16 protein-coding genes are annotated in these 15294 nt (G+C 72.8%); 12 read left to right on the top strand and 4 right to left on the bottom strand.

What is annotated here, in order from left to right:
- Positions 1 to 8: 8 nt before the first annotated feature.
- Both FLW16_RS20025 and FLW16_RS20020 read right to left on the bottom strand, forming a co-directional pair.
- Positions 9 to 1127 (bottom strand): glycosyltransferase family 9 protein, encoded by a 1119-nt coding sequence (locus tag FLW16_RS20025; protein ID WP_142561624.1) that lies wholly within the window; start codon positions 1125 to 1127, stop codon positions 9 to 11.
- Positions 1120 to 2331 carry a glycosyltransferase family 4 protein gene (locus FLW16_RS20020; protein ID WP_185949508.1) on the bottom strand — a complete coding sequence of 404 codons (1212 nt, stop codon included), beginning with the start codon at positions 2329 to 2331 and terminating at the stop codon, positions 1120 to 1122. The genes FLW16_RS20025 and FLW16_RS20020 overlap by 8 nt, the downstream gene beginning before the upstream one ends.
- A gap of 107 nt (positions 2332 to 2438) precedes the next feature.
- Here FLW16_RS20020 and FLW16_RS20015 point away from each other — a divergent pair, with 107 nt between their 5' ends.
- From FLW16_RS20015 to FLW16_RS19975, 9 genes are all read left to right on the top strand, one after another.
- Positions 2439 to 3611, top strand: coding sequence for a glycosyltransferase family 9 protein (locus FLW16_RS20015; RefSeq protein WP_142561622.1), 1173 nt, complete (start codon positions 2439 to 2441; stop codon positions 3609 to 3611).
- Between the two features lie 106 nt (positions 3612 to 3717).
- Complete coding sequence (locus FLW16_RS20010) at positions 3718 to 4563, top strand: biotin--[acetyl-CoA-carboxylase] ligase (RefSeq protein ID WP_142561621.1); 846 nt, start codon at positions 3718 to 3720, stop codon at positions 4561 to 4563.
- A 44-nt stretch (positions 4564 to 4607) separates the two neighbouring features.
- Positions 4608 to 5120 carry a PH domain-containing protein gene (locus tag FLW16_RS20005; RefSeq protein WP_142561620.1) on the top strand — a complete coding sequence of 171 codons (513 nt, stop codon included), beginning with the start codon at positions 4608 to 4610 and terminating at the stop codon, positions 5118 to 5120.
- A 38-nt stretch (positions 5121 to 5158) separates the two neighbouring features.
- Positions 5159 to 6160 (top strand): adenylate/guanylate cyclase domain-containing protein, encoded by a 1002-nt coding sequence (locus tag FLW16_RS20000; RefSeq protein ID WP_260615408.1) that lies wholly within the window; start codon positions 5159 to 5161, stop codon positions 6158 to 6160.
- A gap of 10 nt (positions 6161 to 6170) precedes the next feature.
- Entirely contained in the window at positions 6171 to 7256 is a 1086-nt protein-coding gene (locus FLW16_RS19995; protein WP_142561619.1) for an S-(hydroxymethyl)mycothiol dehydrogenase, read from the top strand.
- Between the two features lie 118 nt (positions 7257 to 7374).
- Entirely contained in the window at positions 7375 to 7575 is a 201-nt protein-coding gene (locus tag FLW16_RS19990; protein WP_306291692.1) for a bacterioferritin-associated ferredoxin, read from the top strand.
- Positions 7576 to 7588: 13 nt separating this feature from the next.
- Positions 7589 to 8071: a bacterioferritin gene (gene bfr / locus FLW16_RS19985; RefSeq protein WP_142561618.1), complete on the top strand. Its 483-nt coding sequence runs from the start codon at positions 7589 to 7591 to the stop codon at positions 8069 to 8071.
- Between the two features lie 271 nt (positions 8072 to 8342).
- Entirely contained in the window at positions 8343 to 9011 is a 669-nt protein-coding gene (locus FLW16_RS19980) for a response regulator transcription factor (protein ID WP_030451323.1), read from the top strand.
- 35 nt (positions 9012 to 9046) lie between these two features.
- Entirely contained in the window at positions 9047 to 10315 is a 1269-nt protein-coding gene (locus FLW16_RS19975; RefSeq protein ID WP_185949506.1) for a HAMP domain-containing histidine kinase, read from the top strand.
- A 16-nt stretch (positions 10316 to 10331) separates the two neighbouring features.
- Here FLW16_RS19975 and FLW16_RS19970 read toward each other — a convergent pair whose 3' ends face one another.
- Positions 10332 to 10895 carry a GtrA family protein gene (locus tag FLW16_RS19970; protein WP_260615407.1) on the bottom strand — a complete coding sequence of 188 codons (564 nt, stop codon included), beginning with the start codon at positions 10893 to 10895 and terminating at the stop codon, positions 10332 to 10334.
- Positions 10896 to 11128: 233 nt separating this feature from the next.
- Here FLW16_RS19970 and FLW16_RS19965 point away from each other — a divergent pair, with 233 nt between their 5' ends.
- The 3 genes from FLW16_RS19965 to purE are packed head-to-tail and all read left to right on the top strand — an operon-like array spanning position 11129 to position 13801.
- Positions 11129 to 12103: a hypothetical protein gene (locus FLW16_RS19965; protein ID WP_142561617.1), complete on the top strand. Its 975-nt coding sequence runs from the start codon at positions 11129 to 11131 to the stop codon at positions 12101 to 12103.
- Between the two features lie 35 nt (positions 12104 to 12138).
- Entirely contained in the window at positions 12139 to 13305 is a 1167-nt protein-coding gene (locus tag FLW16_RS19960) for a 5-(carboxyamino)imidazole ribonucleotide synthase (protein WP_142561616.1), read from the top strand.
- Complete coding sequence (gene purE, locus FLW16_RS19955; protein WP_142561615.1) at positions 13298 to 13801, top strand: 5-(carboxyamino)imidazole ribonucleotide mutase; 504 nt, start codon at positions 13298 to 13300, stop codon at positions 13799 to 13801. The genes FLW16_RS19960 and purE overlap by 8 nt, the downstream gene beginning before the upstream one ends.
- Before the next feature lie 27 nt (positions 13802 to 13828).
- Here the strand turns inward: purE and FLW16_RS19950 are convergent, their stop codons facing one another.
- The gene (locus tag FLW16_RS19950) at positions 13829 to 15256 is read right to left on the bottom strand and encodes an MDR family MFS transporter (RefSeq protein WP_221891175.1); all 1428 of its coding nucleotides are present in this window, start codon (positions 15254 to 15256) and stop codon (positions 13829 to 13831) included.
- Between the last annotated feature and the right edge of the window lie 38 nt (positions 15257 to 15294).

Below are 15294 nucleotides of genomic sequence, written 5' to 3'. Positions count from 1 at the left end.
AGCACGGGTCAGCGGTCGTCCGCCGGGTGGCACGCGGGGAGATCGGGGAGACCGGGGAGACCGGCGCACAGGCGGGTCACGGCGCGCACGACGGCCGCCACGGGGATGTCGGCCATGCAGGCGGGGCCCGCCGGGGAAAGCGGGCATTCGGCCGTCCACCAGCACGGCTGTTCGGTGATGGCCGTGGGCCTGCGGTGCGGGCAGCCGGGCAGCCCCTGCAGGTCGGCCCCCTTCAGTTCGGCGGAGCCCGCCCCATCCCCGGAGCCGATGCCGTACCGGCCGGCCCAGGTGGGCCCGAACAACCCGACGGTGGCCGCTCCGGCCGCCGCGGCCAGCCGCAGCGGCCCGGTGTCTGCGCCCACCACCACGCCGCCGCGGCGCGCCACGGCGGCGAAGCACGCGGCGAGCCCGCGCAGGCCGCACCCCGGCAGGACGGCCACCTCGCGGCCGAAAACGGCGCCCTCCGCAGCGCCCCCCGCGGGGCCCCGCTTGGGCGGCGCGTCGGGCGTGAGCAGGGGATGGCCGCGCCGGGCCAGCAGCGCGGCGAGTCCGCGCCAGCGCCCGGCGGGCCACCGCTTCACGTCCATGCCCGCGTCCGTGATCAGCACGACAGGGGGCCGCGCCGCGACGGCCGGAACGCGGCGGGCGAGCGTGCGCTCGCCGTACGCGATCTCGGCCGGCGTCAGGCGCACGGCAGGACGGGCGCGGGCGTCCTCGGGCCGCAGCAGGCCCTCGGCGAGCAGGATGCGCAGGTAGCGCTCGCCGACCGGCTCGTCGGGGGGCGGGCGGCGCCACAGGTCGGTGACGCAGCGGGCGCCCGAGGCGGCGAGGAGATCCGGAATGCCGTCGTAGCGGGTGGTGGTGATCGCGAGATCCGGACGCCGGGCGGCCAGCGCCTCGGCCACCGCCTCACGCTCCGCGCCCGCGCCGCCGTGGCAGGGGGTGAGCACCCGCGTGACGGCGGGGTCGCCGCGCAGGAGGGCCGCTCCGGGCTCGTGGGTGAGCACGCGCACCGCCCCGCCGGGGTTTCTGCGAGCCAGGCCGTGCACGACGGGCAGGAGCATGATCAGGTCGCCGATCCCGCCGAGCAGGTCGATGACCAGGATCTCCCGGTACGGCTCACGCATCCGGGCGGCCGAGCGGACGGCGCGGGCCGGCGAGCGTCTCGTACAGCGCGCGGTGGGCGGCGGCGACCCGGGACCAGGAGTGGCGGGCGGCGAGCCGCCGGGCCGCCCCGCCCATGCGCCGCCCCGCCCCGGGGTCGTCGAGCAGCGGCGCGACGGCGTCCGCGATGGCGGCGGCGTCGCGGCGGGCCCTGATCACGGCCACGGCCTCTCCGAGCGGGAGGGCGGGGTCGGGCTCGTCCGGCACGGTGACCGCGGTCGGCAGCCCGTGCGCCAGCATCGTGAGCAGCGCGCCGCTCTTGGTCGTCACCCCGGCGGTGAAGGGCAGCACGCCCGCGTCCGCGGCGTGCAGGAACTCCGACACCCGGGCGGCGGGCAGGTGCCCGGTGAACGTCACCGCGTCCGCGACGCCGTGCCGCGCCGCCAGCGCCTCCAGTTCCGCCAGGAAGGCCCGGGCCTCGGCCTCCGGCAGCGCCTGGGAGGTGAAGCCGCCCACGACCAGCAGGCGCAGGCGGGGGCGGGCGGCGCGCAGCGCGGGCAGGGCCTCGACGAGCTGCCGCACGCCCTTCACGGGATGCACGAACCCGAAGAAGGCGAGCAGCGGGTCGTGCGGCCCCATGCCGAGCCGGTCCCGCACCCCCACGCGCGCCTGCCGTCCGCCGCCGTGGTCCACGACGTTCGGGGCCAGCGGCACCTCCACGGCGGCCCTTCCTACGCGCCACCTGACCTGGCGGGCGTGGGAGGCGTTCGTCACGACCACGAGGGCGCTTGCGGGCACCAGCCGCCCGGTCTCCCTGTCCCACAGGCGGGCGCGTTCCAGGGGCCGCCAGACGGGGCCGGGCACCCATCCGGGAGCCGCCCACCAGCCGTACTCGTGCAGGGTGGTCACCAGCGGCGCGCCGGGCGGCAGCAGGGGCGGCAGCAGTCCGGGGAGCCCGGAGAACCGGTAGGCCGAAGGGGCGAACTGCACGTGGACCACGTCCGGGCGCAGCCGCCGCACCCGGCGGGCGGCGTCGAGCGTGGCCGGCAGCCAGTGCCAGGGGGAGCGGGCCCCCGGTGACCCCACGGGCACCCCCACCGCCTCGACTCCGGCGTCGCCGAGCGCGCGGACGAGCCGTTCGACGTAGTCGCCGACGCCGTCGCGGTCGGCGGGCCCGGGACCGTGGACCATGGCCACGCGGATCCGGCCACCCTCGGTCACGGTCACGCCTCCCCTCCTCGGCGTCGCTGCCGGGGAGGTGCCCGAGGGGCTTTCAGGGCAAACCATGCACTTATGGGGTCTTATGTGCCGTTTTCGAGGGGTACGCGCAGGAGATGGAGCATCCCGCGGCGCTCGCAGGCCCACCGGTCCCGTGGCGGGGGCTCGCCCGCGTGCTCGTGATCCGACCCGACAACCTCGGCGACGTCGTGATGGCGGGCCCGGCGCTGCGGGCGCTGCGGCGGGCCGCTCCCCGCGCCCGGCTCGACCTCCTGGCCGCCCCCGCGGGCGCCGCCGCGGCCGCGCTGCTCCCGGAGGTGGACGGCGTGCTCACCGCCTCGGTGTCGTGGCAGAAGACGGGCGGGGAGGACGTCCCGGTCACCGACGACCTGGATCTCGTCGAGCGGATCGGGTGGGGCGGCTACGAGGCGGCGGTGATCCTGACCTCGTTCTCCCAGGCGCCCTGGCCGGCCGCGTACCTCTGCCGGCTCGCCGGGGTGCCCGTACGGGTCGGCATGTCCAAGGAGTTCGGCGGAGCGGGGCTGACCCACTGGGTGCCCTCGCCGCCGGACGAGACCCACCAGGTGGATCGCGCGCTGCACATGCTCGAACGGGCGGGCGTCCCTCCGGTCGAGGGCAGGCTGCGCGTGCGCGTGCCCGCCGAGGCGGCCCTTGCGGCCCGCCGCCTGCTAGACGGCGGACCCGGAGTGGACGGCCGCGGGGACGGCCACACGGACGGTCGCGCGGACGGTCGCGGAAGGCGGCCGTGCGCGCTGATCCTCCCCGGGGCCTCCTGCTCCGCCCGGCGCTACCCCGCCGACCGGTTCGCCCGGGTGGCCGGGCTGCTCACGGCCGCCGGGCTACGGGTCCTCGTGGCGGGCACGGCCAGGGAGGCGCCTCTCGTCGAGGCCACCGGCGCCGGTGTGCCCGGCGCGGTCCTGCTGCCGGGCCGGTTCGACGTACCGGTCCTGGCGGCGCTCGTCGACGCCGTCGACGTGGTCGTGTGCAACAACAGCGGCGGGGCCCACCTGGCCAGCGCGCTCGGCACGCCCGTGGTCGTGCTGTTCGCCGGCACCGAGCAGGTGGAGCAGTATCGGCCGCGGTTCGGCCCGGCGTCGATCCTCACGGTGCCCACCGCGTGCTCGCCCTGCCGCCAGTTCGCCTGCCCCTTCGCCCTCGACTGCCTCGACATCCCGCCCGAGCAGGTCGCCGCCGAGGCGCTGCGCCTGGCCGACGAGCGCGGCGGTCCCTGGTGGCGGACCCCGGCGGGGACGCGGGACGCCCGATGACGACGGCCCCGAGAGCGGCGCGACGATCGCGGCGACGGGCAGATCGCACAACCTGCCGGTGGACGAATCCGGCGGGGGCCGTCCCGGGGGCCGATAGCCTGGGTGCGTGCCCGACTCGCCGTACGCCGATCTCGACCGGCCCCCGCTGTCCGAGACCGCGCTGACCAGGGCGCTGGTGCGCCCAGGCTCGCTGTGGTCGTCCGTACGCGTCGTCGAGCGGACCGGGTCCACCAACGCCGACCTGGCCAGGACCGTGCGCGAGAGCCCGGCAGAGGGCGCCGTGCTGGTCGCGGAGTCGCAGTTCGCCGGCCGGGGCAGGCTCGGGCGCCCGTGGACCGCGCCGCCGCGCTCGGGGCTGACGTTCTCGATGCTGCTGCGGCCGGAGGTGCCGCTCGCCCGGCAGGGCTGGCTGGCGCTGCTGGTCGGTCTCGCCGCCGCCTCGGCCGTACGGCGGGTCGCGGAGGTCGACGTGCGGCTCAAGTGGCCCAACGACCTCATGGTGGGGGAGCGCAAGCTCGCCGGGATCCTGGCCGAGCGGGTGGACCGCATGGTGATCGTCGGCATGGGGCTCAACGTCTCGCTGCGGCCGGAGGAACTGCCCGTCGAACGGGCCACGTCCCTCGCCGTCGAGAACGCCGCCTGCACCGACCGCGACCCGCTGCTGCGCGCGATCCTGCGCGAGGTCGAGTCGCACTACCGCGAGTGGAAGGCCGCCGACGGCGACGCGGACGCCTCGGGCCTGCGTGCCGCCTACCTCGCCCGGTCGTCCACCGTGGGGCAGGAGGTCAGGATCGAACTGCCCGGCGAGCGGGTGCTGACCGGCCTGGCGACCGGCGTCGACGCGTCCGGCCACCTGCTCGTACGCGCCGAGGACGGAGAGCACACGCTCAGCGCGGGCGACGTCGTCCACGTCCGCCGCGACACGTCCCGGGAGAACGGCGCCGCGGGCTGAGCGAACGCATGCAATCCACCGGCGATCGTGTCACGATTTGCGCCATGGGTCTTCCCGATCAATACCTGGCCGACGGCGAGCGGGTCGTTCTATCGTTCCATCCGCACTGGAAGCGGCTGATCCTTCCGGTCCTCGCCCTCATCGTCGTGCTGGCCGCCGCCGTCGCGGCCTTCGTCTTCATCCCCGGCGACTACGAGTACGCGGGGTACGCCCGCGGCGCGGTGGCCGTGGTCGCCTTCGTGGCGCTGGTCCTGTGGACGATCATCCCCTATCTGCGCTGGGTGACGACGTCCTACACGCTGACCTCGCACCGCTTCGCGATCAGCACGGGAGTGCTGAACAAGTCGGAGGACGACATCCCGCTGGCCAAGGTGAGCAGCGTGAGCTCCGACCAGCGGCTCGTGGAGCGCATCCTGGGATGCGGCACGCTCCGGGTCGAGTCGGCGTCGGAGAAGGGCGACATCGACTACCGCGACATCCCCCAGATCCAGCGGGTACGGCACGAGCTGTTCCGGCTGGTGGAGGACGCCGCGGACGGGAACATCGACGGGGAATGAACGCGGCGCGCCCCACGCGCCGTGCGGGGGAGGGGGACGTGGACAGTAGCGGGCGGCCCGGCGCCGACGACATGCGGCGGCTGTTCCTGGGGCCGGCGCCGGCCTACACCCGGAGGCAGGTCGCCGAGGCGGCAGGCATCCCGCAGGACCTGGCGGCGCGAATCTGGCGGGCCCTCGGCTTCGCCACGTTCGCCGACGACGCCGTGGCGTTCACCGAGGCCGACCTGGCGGCCCTGCACCGCATCCGCGACCTGCTCGACACGGAGAGGCTCGACGAGCGGACCGTCATCCGCATGGCCAGGGCCCTCGGCCGTACGACCGCGCGGCTCGCCCAGTGGCAGGCCGAGATCATGGTCGACGCGTTGATCGAGCCCGGCGCGCGGGCGGGGGAGGACGCGCTGCGGCAGGTGATGGACACGGTCAGCCGCCTGCTGCCGGACTTCGAGCAGACGCTGGTGCACGTCTGGCGCTCCCAGCTCGCCGCGACCGCGAGCCGGCTGGTCTCCCTCGCCGAGCCCGGCGAGGACGTCTCGCCGACCCGGCCGAGGCTCGGGGTCGGGTTCGCCGACCTCGTCGCCTTCACCCGCGTGTCCCGGGAGCTGGACGAGCTGGCGCTGGCCGATCTGGTCGAGGGGTTCGAGTCGCGGGCCTCCGACGTGATCGCCGCCCACGACGGCCGGCTGGTCAAGACGCTCGGCGACGAGGTGCTCTTCACCGCCGCCGACCCGAGGACCGCGGCCCTCATCGCGCTCGACCTGCTCGACGAGCTCAAACGGGACGCCGAGGGGCCCGACGTGCGGGTCGGGCTGGCGTACGGCCCGGTGCTCCCGGCGATGGGCGACGTCTTCGGCACGACCGTCAACCTGGCGGCCCGGCTGACGGCCATCGCCAGGCCCGGCACGATCCTGGCCGACAGCGAGCTGGCCGCGGGCCTCGCCGGGGCGCCCGGCGTCGACCTGGTCAAACTCCGCCGCCGTCCCGCCCGTGGGCTCGGCGTGGTGGAGCCGTATGTTCTGAGGAGATCCAGCCGAGAAAGTTGAGGTGCAGGACATGCCGTACGAAGTCCAGGGCGTGGTGGCGCGCGGCAAGGGAGAGGCGGTGACGCTGGAGACGGTCGTCGTGCCGGACCCGGGGCCGGGCGAGGCGGTCGTGAACGTGCAGGCCTGCGGGGTCTGCCACACCGACCTCCACTACCGGGAGGGCGGCATCAACGACGAGTTCCCGTTCCTGCTGGGCCACGAGGCCGCGGGCGTCGTCGAGGCGGTCGGCGAGGGCGTGACCGAGGTCGAGCCCGGCGACTACGTGATCCTCAACTGGCGGGCGGTGTGCGGGCAGTGCCGCGCGTGCCTGCGGGGCCGGCCGTGGTACTGCTTCAACACCCACAACGCGGCGCAGAAGATGACCCTGGCCGACGGCACCGTGCTCAGCCCCGCGCTCGGCATCGGGGCCTTCCTGGAGAAGACCCTGGTCGCGGCCGGGCAGTGCACGAAGGTCAACCCGGCGGCCAAGCCCGCCGTCGCCGGCCTGCTCGGCTGCGGCGTGATGGCGGGCCTCGGGGCCGCGATCAACACCGGCGGCGTGACCCGGGGCGACACGGTCGCGGTGATCGGCTGCGGCGGCGTGGGCAACGCCGCCATCGCGGGCGCGCACCTCGCCGGAGCCCGGACGATCGTCGCGGTCGACGTGGACGACCGCAAGCTCGACTGGGCCCGGGGCTTCGGCGCCACGCACACCGTCAACTCGCGCGATACCGACCCGGTGGAGGCCGTCCGCGAGCTGACCGGCGGGTTCGGCGCCGACGTCGTGATCGAGGCGGTGGGCCGTCCCGAGACGTACAAGCAGGCCTTCTACGCCCGCGACCTGGCCGGGACCGTCGTGCTCGTCGGCGTGCCGACGCCGGAGATGCAGCTGGAACTGCCGCTGCTCGACGTCTTCGGCCGCGGCGGCGCGCTCAAGTCCTCCTGGTACGGCGACTGCCTGCCCAGCCGTGACTTCCCCATGCTGATCGACCTCTACCTGCAGGGACGGCTCGACCTCGACGGGTTCGTCTCCGAGACCATCGGCCTCGACCAGGTCGAGGAGGCGTTCGGCAAGATGCACCGCGGGGAGGTGCTGAGGTCGGTCGTGGTGCTCTGACGCTCACACGAGGGGTGGCGCTTCCATCGCGGAGTGCCGCCCCTTCTCTTTCTGTGCCTTGGATCACATAGGCAAGCCTTACCAAAGTGGGTTATCTTAGGTATGCCTAACCTTCCTCATGATCCCTGAGAGGCGACCCATGTACGTCTGCATCTGCCGCGCTGTCACCGAGAGCGAGGTGCACGACTGCATCGCCGAGGGGGCGAGGACGGCCCGCCAGGTGCGGGACGCCACCGGTGCAGGGGGGGACTGCGCGTCCTGCGTCCGGAAGATCTGTGCGATCCTGAAACGGTCAGAGGACCTGGTCACCAGCGCATAGATCGAGGAAGCTTATGCAGGGCGACAAAGAGATCATCGCGCTGCTCAACGAGCAGCTCACCTCCGAGCTGACCGCCATCAACCAGTACTTCCTGCACGCCAAGCTGCAGGAGAACTGGGGATATACGAAGCTCGCCGCCATCACGCGGGCGGAGTCCATCGACGAGATGCGGCACGCGGAGGAACTCACCGACCGGATCCTGTTCCTGGAGGGTCTGCCGAACTATCAGAAGCTGAACACCCTGCACATCGGCCAGACCGTCAGGGAGCAGCTTCAGGCCGACCTGGAGCTGGAGCTGGGCGTGGTCAAGCGCCTGCGGCCCGGCATCGCCCTCATGCGGGAGCGGGGGGACATCACCTCGGCCACGCTCTTCGAGCGCATCCTGGCCGACGAGGAGCACCACATCGACTACCTGGAGACCGAGCTGGGCCTCCTGGAGAGCCTGGGCGAGCAGCTGTACCTCCAGCGGTACGCGGAGCCGCCGTCGCCCTCCTGAGCCGGCGCTCTCCCGGCCGTCGCTCCCGGCGACGCGGGAAATCAGATGGACAACGCCCGTCGTCATCGTTTCGGCGGGCGTTTTTCGTGCCATTATCCACTTTCCAGCGACGAAGTTCGGAATGGTCGAAATTAAGGCGGAAGATCACGTCGCTTGCGTGCTGACTATCCCGGATTTATCAGTGTTTGCCCAGGTCAATTGATGAGTCAACGACAAGTCAAAAGGCGCGCTGTAGCCGGGAAACGATCGCACAAGGTCCTACGATCGCACCATGACCTGCGTACTTCTCGCCGAGGATGACACCTCGATTTCCGAGCCGCTGGCGCGAGCCCTGCGCCGGGAGGGCTATCAGGTGGAGGTGAGCCCCGATGGCCCGCAGGCCCTGGAGAGGGCCTTGTCGGGGGGCGTCGACCTGATTGTTCTCGACCTCGGCCTTCCAGAGATGGACGGGCTGGAGGTCGCTCGCCGCATTCGCGCGGAGGGACACGGGACTCCGGTCCTGATCCTCACCGCCCGTGTCGACGAAGTCGACACCGTCGTCGGTCTCGATGCCGGGGCCGACGACTACGTCACCAAGCCGTTCCGCCTCGCAGAACTGCTCGCCCGCGTGCGGGCACTGCTCCGGCGCGGAACATCGGAGACCCCGGTGGTGCAAGGCGTCCGCATCGACGCCGACTCCCGCCGGGCCTGGATGGGAGACAAGGAACTGCACCTGACCACCAAGGAGTTCGATTTGCTGCGCGTGCTCGTACGGGACGCGGGCAAGGTCGTCACCCGCGAGCAGATCATGCGCGAGGTGTGGGACACGAACTGGTGGGGGTCGACGAAGACACTGGACATGCACATCTCGTGGCTGCGCCGCAAGCTCGGCGACGACGCGGCCAAGCCGCGCTACATCACGACCGTCCGAGGGGTCGGCTTCCGTTTCGAGCGCGAGTAGCCGTCGTGGGGCGGTTGCGGGGGAGGGGCTAGCACGTGCGCCGGCGCCTGCTTTCCTCCATGCTGCTCGTCGCGGTCATCGCGGTACTGCTGTTAGGCGTGCCCCTGGGTGTGGTCGTCGTGCGCTTGATCAGCGACGAGGTCGCCCAGGAGCTCAGAACGGACGCGAGCCGGCTGCTGCTGGGAGTGGAGTACTCCCTCAGCCAGGGGCAGGGGATCAGTCCGGACCAGCTCGCGCGGAACTACCCGGACCGATACCTCCAGGTGTTCGTCCGCGGGAAACCGCCGATCGTCGTGGGCTCGCCTCCGCCGGCCGGCCGTGATCTGACCGAGGAGGCGCGCTCCGAGAACGGTTACGTACGCGTCAGCCGCGACGCGGCCCAGATCCATCAGGACACCCAGGCGCGGCTGGTGCTCATCATCGCGCTCGCCGTCGTGGCCCTCGGGGCCGCGATCGGGCTGGCCACCGTCACCTCGCGTCGCCTGAGCCTGCCGCTCCAAGATCTCACCAGGATCGCCGAGCGGCTGGGCTCGGGCGACGCGAGGCCGAGCAGGCACCGCTACGGGATCCCTGAGCTGGATCTCGTGGCCGAGGTGCTGGACCGCAGCGCGCTGCGGATCTCCGACCTGCTCGCGCGGGAGCGCGAGTTCGCGACCGACGCCTCCCATCAGCTGCGTACGCCGCTGACCGGGCTGAGCATGCGCCTGGAGGAGATCGTCGCGGCGGCCGACCAGCCCGAGGTGGTCCGGGAGGAGGGCGAGGCCGCGGTCGTGCAGGTCGAGCGGCTGACCGCCGTGATCGACGAACTGCTGGCCGCCGCCCGCCGCCAGCGTCACGCGCAGGCGGAGCCGGTCGACGTGGACGACGTGGTGGGGCAGCAGATCACCGAGTGGGAGCCGGCGTTCCGCCGGGCCCACCGGTCGCTGGTGCTCGCAGGAGACCGGGGCCTCAGCGCGCTCGGCACGACCGGCGGGCTCAGCCAGGTGCTGTCCACCCTGTTGGAGAACTCACTCAAGCACGGCGACGGCGTGCTGACGATCAACACATCGAGTACGGGCAGGTCTGTGGTGATCGAGGTGGCCGACGAGGGCCCGGGCATCCCGGAGGCCCTCGGCCACCGGGTGTTCGAGCGTAGCGTGAGCGGGGGAGGCGGCACGGGCCTCGGGCTCACCCTCGCCCGCGCCCTGGTGGCGGCCGACGGCGGGCGGCTGGAGCTGGTCAAGCGCCGCCCGGCGACCTTCGCCATCTTCTTACGTCACACCCGCGACAGCGGCCGTCACCGCGTGGTGAGCGGCCCCGCCTGACGGCTCGGCGGAGGGGTCAGCTGGTGGTGAGGGGGTCGGGCTGTGCCTTCACGTCGGAGTGAGGCCGCGCGCCGACCCTCTCGACGGCTCCCTCTGCGGTCCCCGCAGCGGCTCCCACGGTGGGCTCCTCGGCCAGCTCAGGGGCCGCGAGGAACACCCACTTCTTGTACGACCACAGCCGGAACAGGGTGCCGAGCCCCACGCCGACGAACTGGGCGATGTTGTAGCTCACCGCGTCGTGCAGGCCCAGCGAGTAGGTCACGAAGCCGATGAGGAGCAGCGGGGGCAGCAACCCGAAGCCGTTCAGCACGAAGAACAGGACGTACTCACGCGCCAGGCCGCTCTGCTCCCGATGACGGTAGGTCCAGAAGCGGTTTCCCAGGTACGCGAACGTGGCGGCGACGATCGTGGCCACGACCTTCGAGAACAGCGGGCCCATGCCGACGCCGAACCGCAGCACGTTCGTGCCGCCGAAGTCGATGACGAACGCGATCGCGCCCACCAGGCCAAACTTGATCAACTCGTGGATGAGCGCGGCGAACCGCTCGTAGGCACGTCGTAGCAACTGCACGTCCCGCACGGTCCTTCCTGATCGGCGGCCATGGTCGGCGGCGAAGTCTTCTCAGGCTACCGGTAGCACGCACAAATCGGGGTCTTGCCGCAACCTTCGCCCGCTTCGTCCCAGGTCATCAAAGAACATTTCAAGAAAAATACTGCTATCTGGGATGAGTGGGCCCTCTTCGCACTACGCTCTCGCCCGACCAGGATCACTTCGGTCGGGGACGCACGCGTTCTGGAGGGGTGGCCTTTCTCGTGTTGCGCAGACTCACGGCCCTCGGTCTCGGCCTCGTCCTGCTCGCGGGGTGTGGGACCGAGGGCCTGCGCGAGACCCCGGCCGAGCCGGGCGCCACGTCCCCGGCGACGGTCGAGATCACCACGGCCGACGCGCAGGCGGCCTTCGACGGCCTCGGCGACCTGTCCGGTGCCTGGAAGGACCGGGACTGCGCCGAGATCGAGCAGCTCACGACCGGTGTGGAGAGCACCGTCGGGAGCCGTGTCTGCGCGGCCGCCCGCGAGGGCCGCCCGGCGCCCGCCTTCCGGGCCTATCGGGATCCGGAGTTCCTGCTGCCCGCCCGGCAGGACGGCGAGGACGGCGCCTGGTTCGCCGTGCTGGCCCGCAAGCCCGAGCCGGCCTACTTCGTCTTCGTGCGGGCGGACGGCCGATGGCGGCTCGGCGCCGGGCCGATCCCGCTCGTCGGCAAGGCGCCCGAGGTGGAGGGCGGCGGGGACGGCGAGGCGATCGACGCCGCGGCCGACCCGGACGCGGCCGTCGGGGCGCGGCTCGCGCCCACCCGGCACGTCGCGTTCCTGACCGATCCCGGCGGAGTGAACGGGGACGGGGTCAGCGGCGTGCGCTTCGCCTCCGGCGATCCCATGCGCCGCCTTCTCGCGGAACTGGTCCGCGCCTCCGGCAGGGTCCGTCCCGATCACCTGTCCACCGACGTCCGCATCGAGGGACCGGCCCGCGCGCTCGCGCTGCCCGGAGGCGGGTCGCTGGTGTTCCACGCGCTGCGCGTCGTCTTCACCCAGAGGCCGGGCTCGGGCCGTCACTCCCTCGCGCATCCCCGCTATCGAGCCGCCGACGTACGCGCCTTCACGGGCGGCGCGGCCACGACCGTCACCGGCAGCGAGATCCTGGTGCTGGCCACCAGGGTGGCGAAGGACAGCAGGATGACGACGGTCGGCATGCGCCGGGTCCTCGCCGACCTCGCCGAGGGCTCCGACTGACGGTTCTTCGCGCGCAATAGGTAGGCTGACGTGTCGTGAACAGCCCGAACGTTCCCCCTCCCACGCCCGTGACCGCGCCCGTGGTGGGCATGGTCGGCGCGGGCCAGCTGGCGAGGATGACGCAGCAGGCCGCGATCGCGCTCGGCATCGACCTGCGCGTGCTCGCGAACACCCGTGACGAGAGCGCCGCCAAGGTGATCGTGGACACCCGGCTCGGCGACTACCGCGACCTCGCCGATCTCCGGGAGTTCGCGAAGGGGTGCGACGCCGTCACCTTCGACCACGAGCACGTGCCGACCGAGCACATCCGGGCCCTGGCCGCCGACGGTCACGCCGTGCACCCCGGGGCGGACGCCCTGGTCCACGCGCAGGACAAGGCGGTCATGCGGGAGCGGCTCACCGCGATCGGCGCGCCCTGCCCGGCCTGGGCCCGCGTCGAGGACCTGGCCGGTGTGGAGACGTTCGCCGAGGAGCACGGCTGGCCGGTCGTGCTGAAGGCCGTGCGCGGCGGCTACGACGGCCGGGGCGTGTGGGTCTGCGAGACCCCCGACGAGGCGCGCGAGGTGCTCGGCGCCGGAGTGGCCCTGCTGGCCGAGGCGTTCGTCCCGTTCGAGCGGGAGGTCGCCGTGCTGGTGGCCCGCTCCCCGCACGGCCAGGGCGTCAGCTATCCCGTGGTCGAGACCGTGCAGAAGGACGGCATCTGCGTCGAGGTCATCGCTCCCGCGCCCGGCCTGGGCGAGGAGGAGGCGGCGGACGCCCAGCGTGTCGCGCTCACGATCGCCCGCGACCTCGGCGTGACCGGGCTCCTCGCGGTCGAGATGTTCGTCACCAAGTCCGGGTTCGTGGTCAACGAGCTGGCCATGCGCCCGCACAACAGCGGCCACTGGACGATCGAGGGCGCCCGCACCTCGCAGTTCGAGCAGCACCTGCGGGCCGTGCTCAACCTGCCGCTCGGGTCGCCGTCGATGACCGCGCCGGTCGTCGTCATGGCCAACCTGCTCGGCGGGCCCGACCCCGACGTGTACTCCCGGTATGAGCACGTGATGGCCAACGACCCGGGCATCAGGATTCACTTCTACGGCAAGGACGTCCGGCCCGGCCGCAAGATCGGGCACGTCACCGCACTCGGCACCGACCTCGACGAGGTGCGGGCCCGTGCTCACCACGCCGTCACCTGCCTGAGAGGACCTGTGGATGCCTGACGTCGGGATCGTCATGGGGAGCGACTCGGACTGGCCGGTGATGCGGCAGGCCGCCGAGGCGGTCGCGGAGTTCGGCGTGTCCTTCGAGGCCGACGTGGTGTCGGCGCACCGCATGCCCGCGGAGATGATCGAGTACGGCTCCCGCGCCGCCGGGCGCGGGCTGAAGGTGATCATCGCGGGTGCGGGCGGCGCGGCCCACCTGCCGGGCATGCTGGCCTCGGTCACCCCGCTGCCCGTGATCGGCGTCCCGGTGCCGCTGAAGTATCTGGACGGCATGGACTCGCTGTTGTCGATCGTCCAGATGCCGGCCGGGGTGCCCGTGGCGACCGTCGCCGTCGGCGGGGCCCGCAACGCGGGGCTGCTCGCCGTACGGATCCTGGCGGCGTCGGACGAGGGGCTGCGCCGGCGGATGGAGGAGTTCCAGGTCACCCTGCGGGACCAGGCGCACGCCAAGGGCGAGCGCCTGCGCGCCGAGGCGGCCCAGCTCGGTCAGTAGGCCCGGCTCGGAAAGCAGGCCCGGCGGTCAGCGGCCCGTCGCGCGGCGGGTGAGCCGGGAGGGCAGCCACGCCGACACGGCCAGCGCGAGCACGGTGAAGCCGACGGACCACCAGAACGTGTGGCCGAAGGCCGCCGCGGTGTCCGGCCGCCCGCCGGGATGACGGGCGAGCTCGCTGTCGAGGACCACGGCCAGCACGGCGGTGCCGAACGAGCCGCCGATCTGCTGCGTGGTCCTCGTGATCACGCTGGCGTGCGGCACCCGGTCACGAGCGAGTCCCTCGTACGCGCTGGTCATGATGGGAATCGTCACGGCGCCGAGGCCGATGCCGCGCACGACCAGCGCGGCGATGAGCCACCACGTCCCGGTGCCAGGTCCGGCCCAGGCGAACGGCAGCGTCCCGAGTGCCGTGACCGTCAGGCCCGCGGCGGTGATCGGGCGCGCGCCCAGGCGGTCGGTGAGCGTGCCGGCCGGTCCCCTGCTCAGCAGCACGCCGATGCCCTGCGGGGCGAGCAGGAGGCCGGCCGTGAGCGCGTCCCTGCCGCCCACCTGCTGGAAATAGAGCGGGATCAGCAGCATCGCGCCGTACAGGACGAAGCCCGACAGGAACATCAGCGCGCTCGCCGCGCTGAACGAGGAGCTCCGCAGCAGTCGCACGTCGACGAGCGGGGTGCCGTCCGTCCTGAGTGCTCGTACGGCGAAGCAGGCGACGAGCGCGGCGCCCGCGACGAGCGGCAGGAGCACCCCGGCGTGGCCGAAGCCGCCGCCTGCGCCGACCCGGGAGAGCCCGAAGATGATCCCGGCGATGCCGGGGCACAGCAGGGCGAGGCCGACCCAGTCGAGCGCCGCGCCGCGGTCGCGTTCCCCCGAGGGCATGAACCGCCAGGCCAGCGCGAGCCCGGCCAGGCAGAACGGCACGTTGACCCAGAAGATCCAGCGCCACGTGAGGTGCTGGACGATCAGGCCGCCGACGACAGGGCCGAGCACCGGACCCAACAGGGCGGGCAGCGCGATGACAGCGGTGGCGCGGCCGAGTGAACGCCCGTTCGCTGCCTGGACCAGGAGCGTCTGCATGACGGGCAGCATGAGACCGCCGCCCGCGCCCTGCACCACCCGGAAGGCGATCAGCGTCGCCGCGTCCGGGGCGAGGCTCGCGCCGACGGATCCGGCCAGGAAGAGCGCCAGCGCGGACAGCCAGACGTTCTTGCCGCCGAAACGGCCGGTCAGCCAGTTCGTCGTCGGCACCGCCATGCCGAGGGCGAGCAGGTAGCCCGTGGTGATCCACTGGACGGTCGAGACCGGCACGCGCAGTTGCCGCCCCAAGGTCTCCAGTGCGATGTTGACGATCGTCGTGTCGAAGACGACGGCGAGGGCGCCGGTCATCATGACGAGCGAGAGCCGGACGAATCCCGGGTCGAGGTGGTCCCGGGCGGCGGGCGGCCGCAGAGTGCTCACGTTGACCTCCGGACAGTGATTAGATGCACTTGTGTATC

It is taken from the genome of Microbispora sp. KK1-11, from assembly GCF_006874435.1.
GTDB lineage: Bacteria > Actinomycetota > Actinomycetes > Streptosporangiales > Streptosporangiaceae > Microbispora > Microbispora catharanthi.
This window is presented reverse-complemented; position numbering and strand designations above follow the sequence as displayed.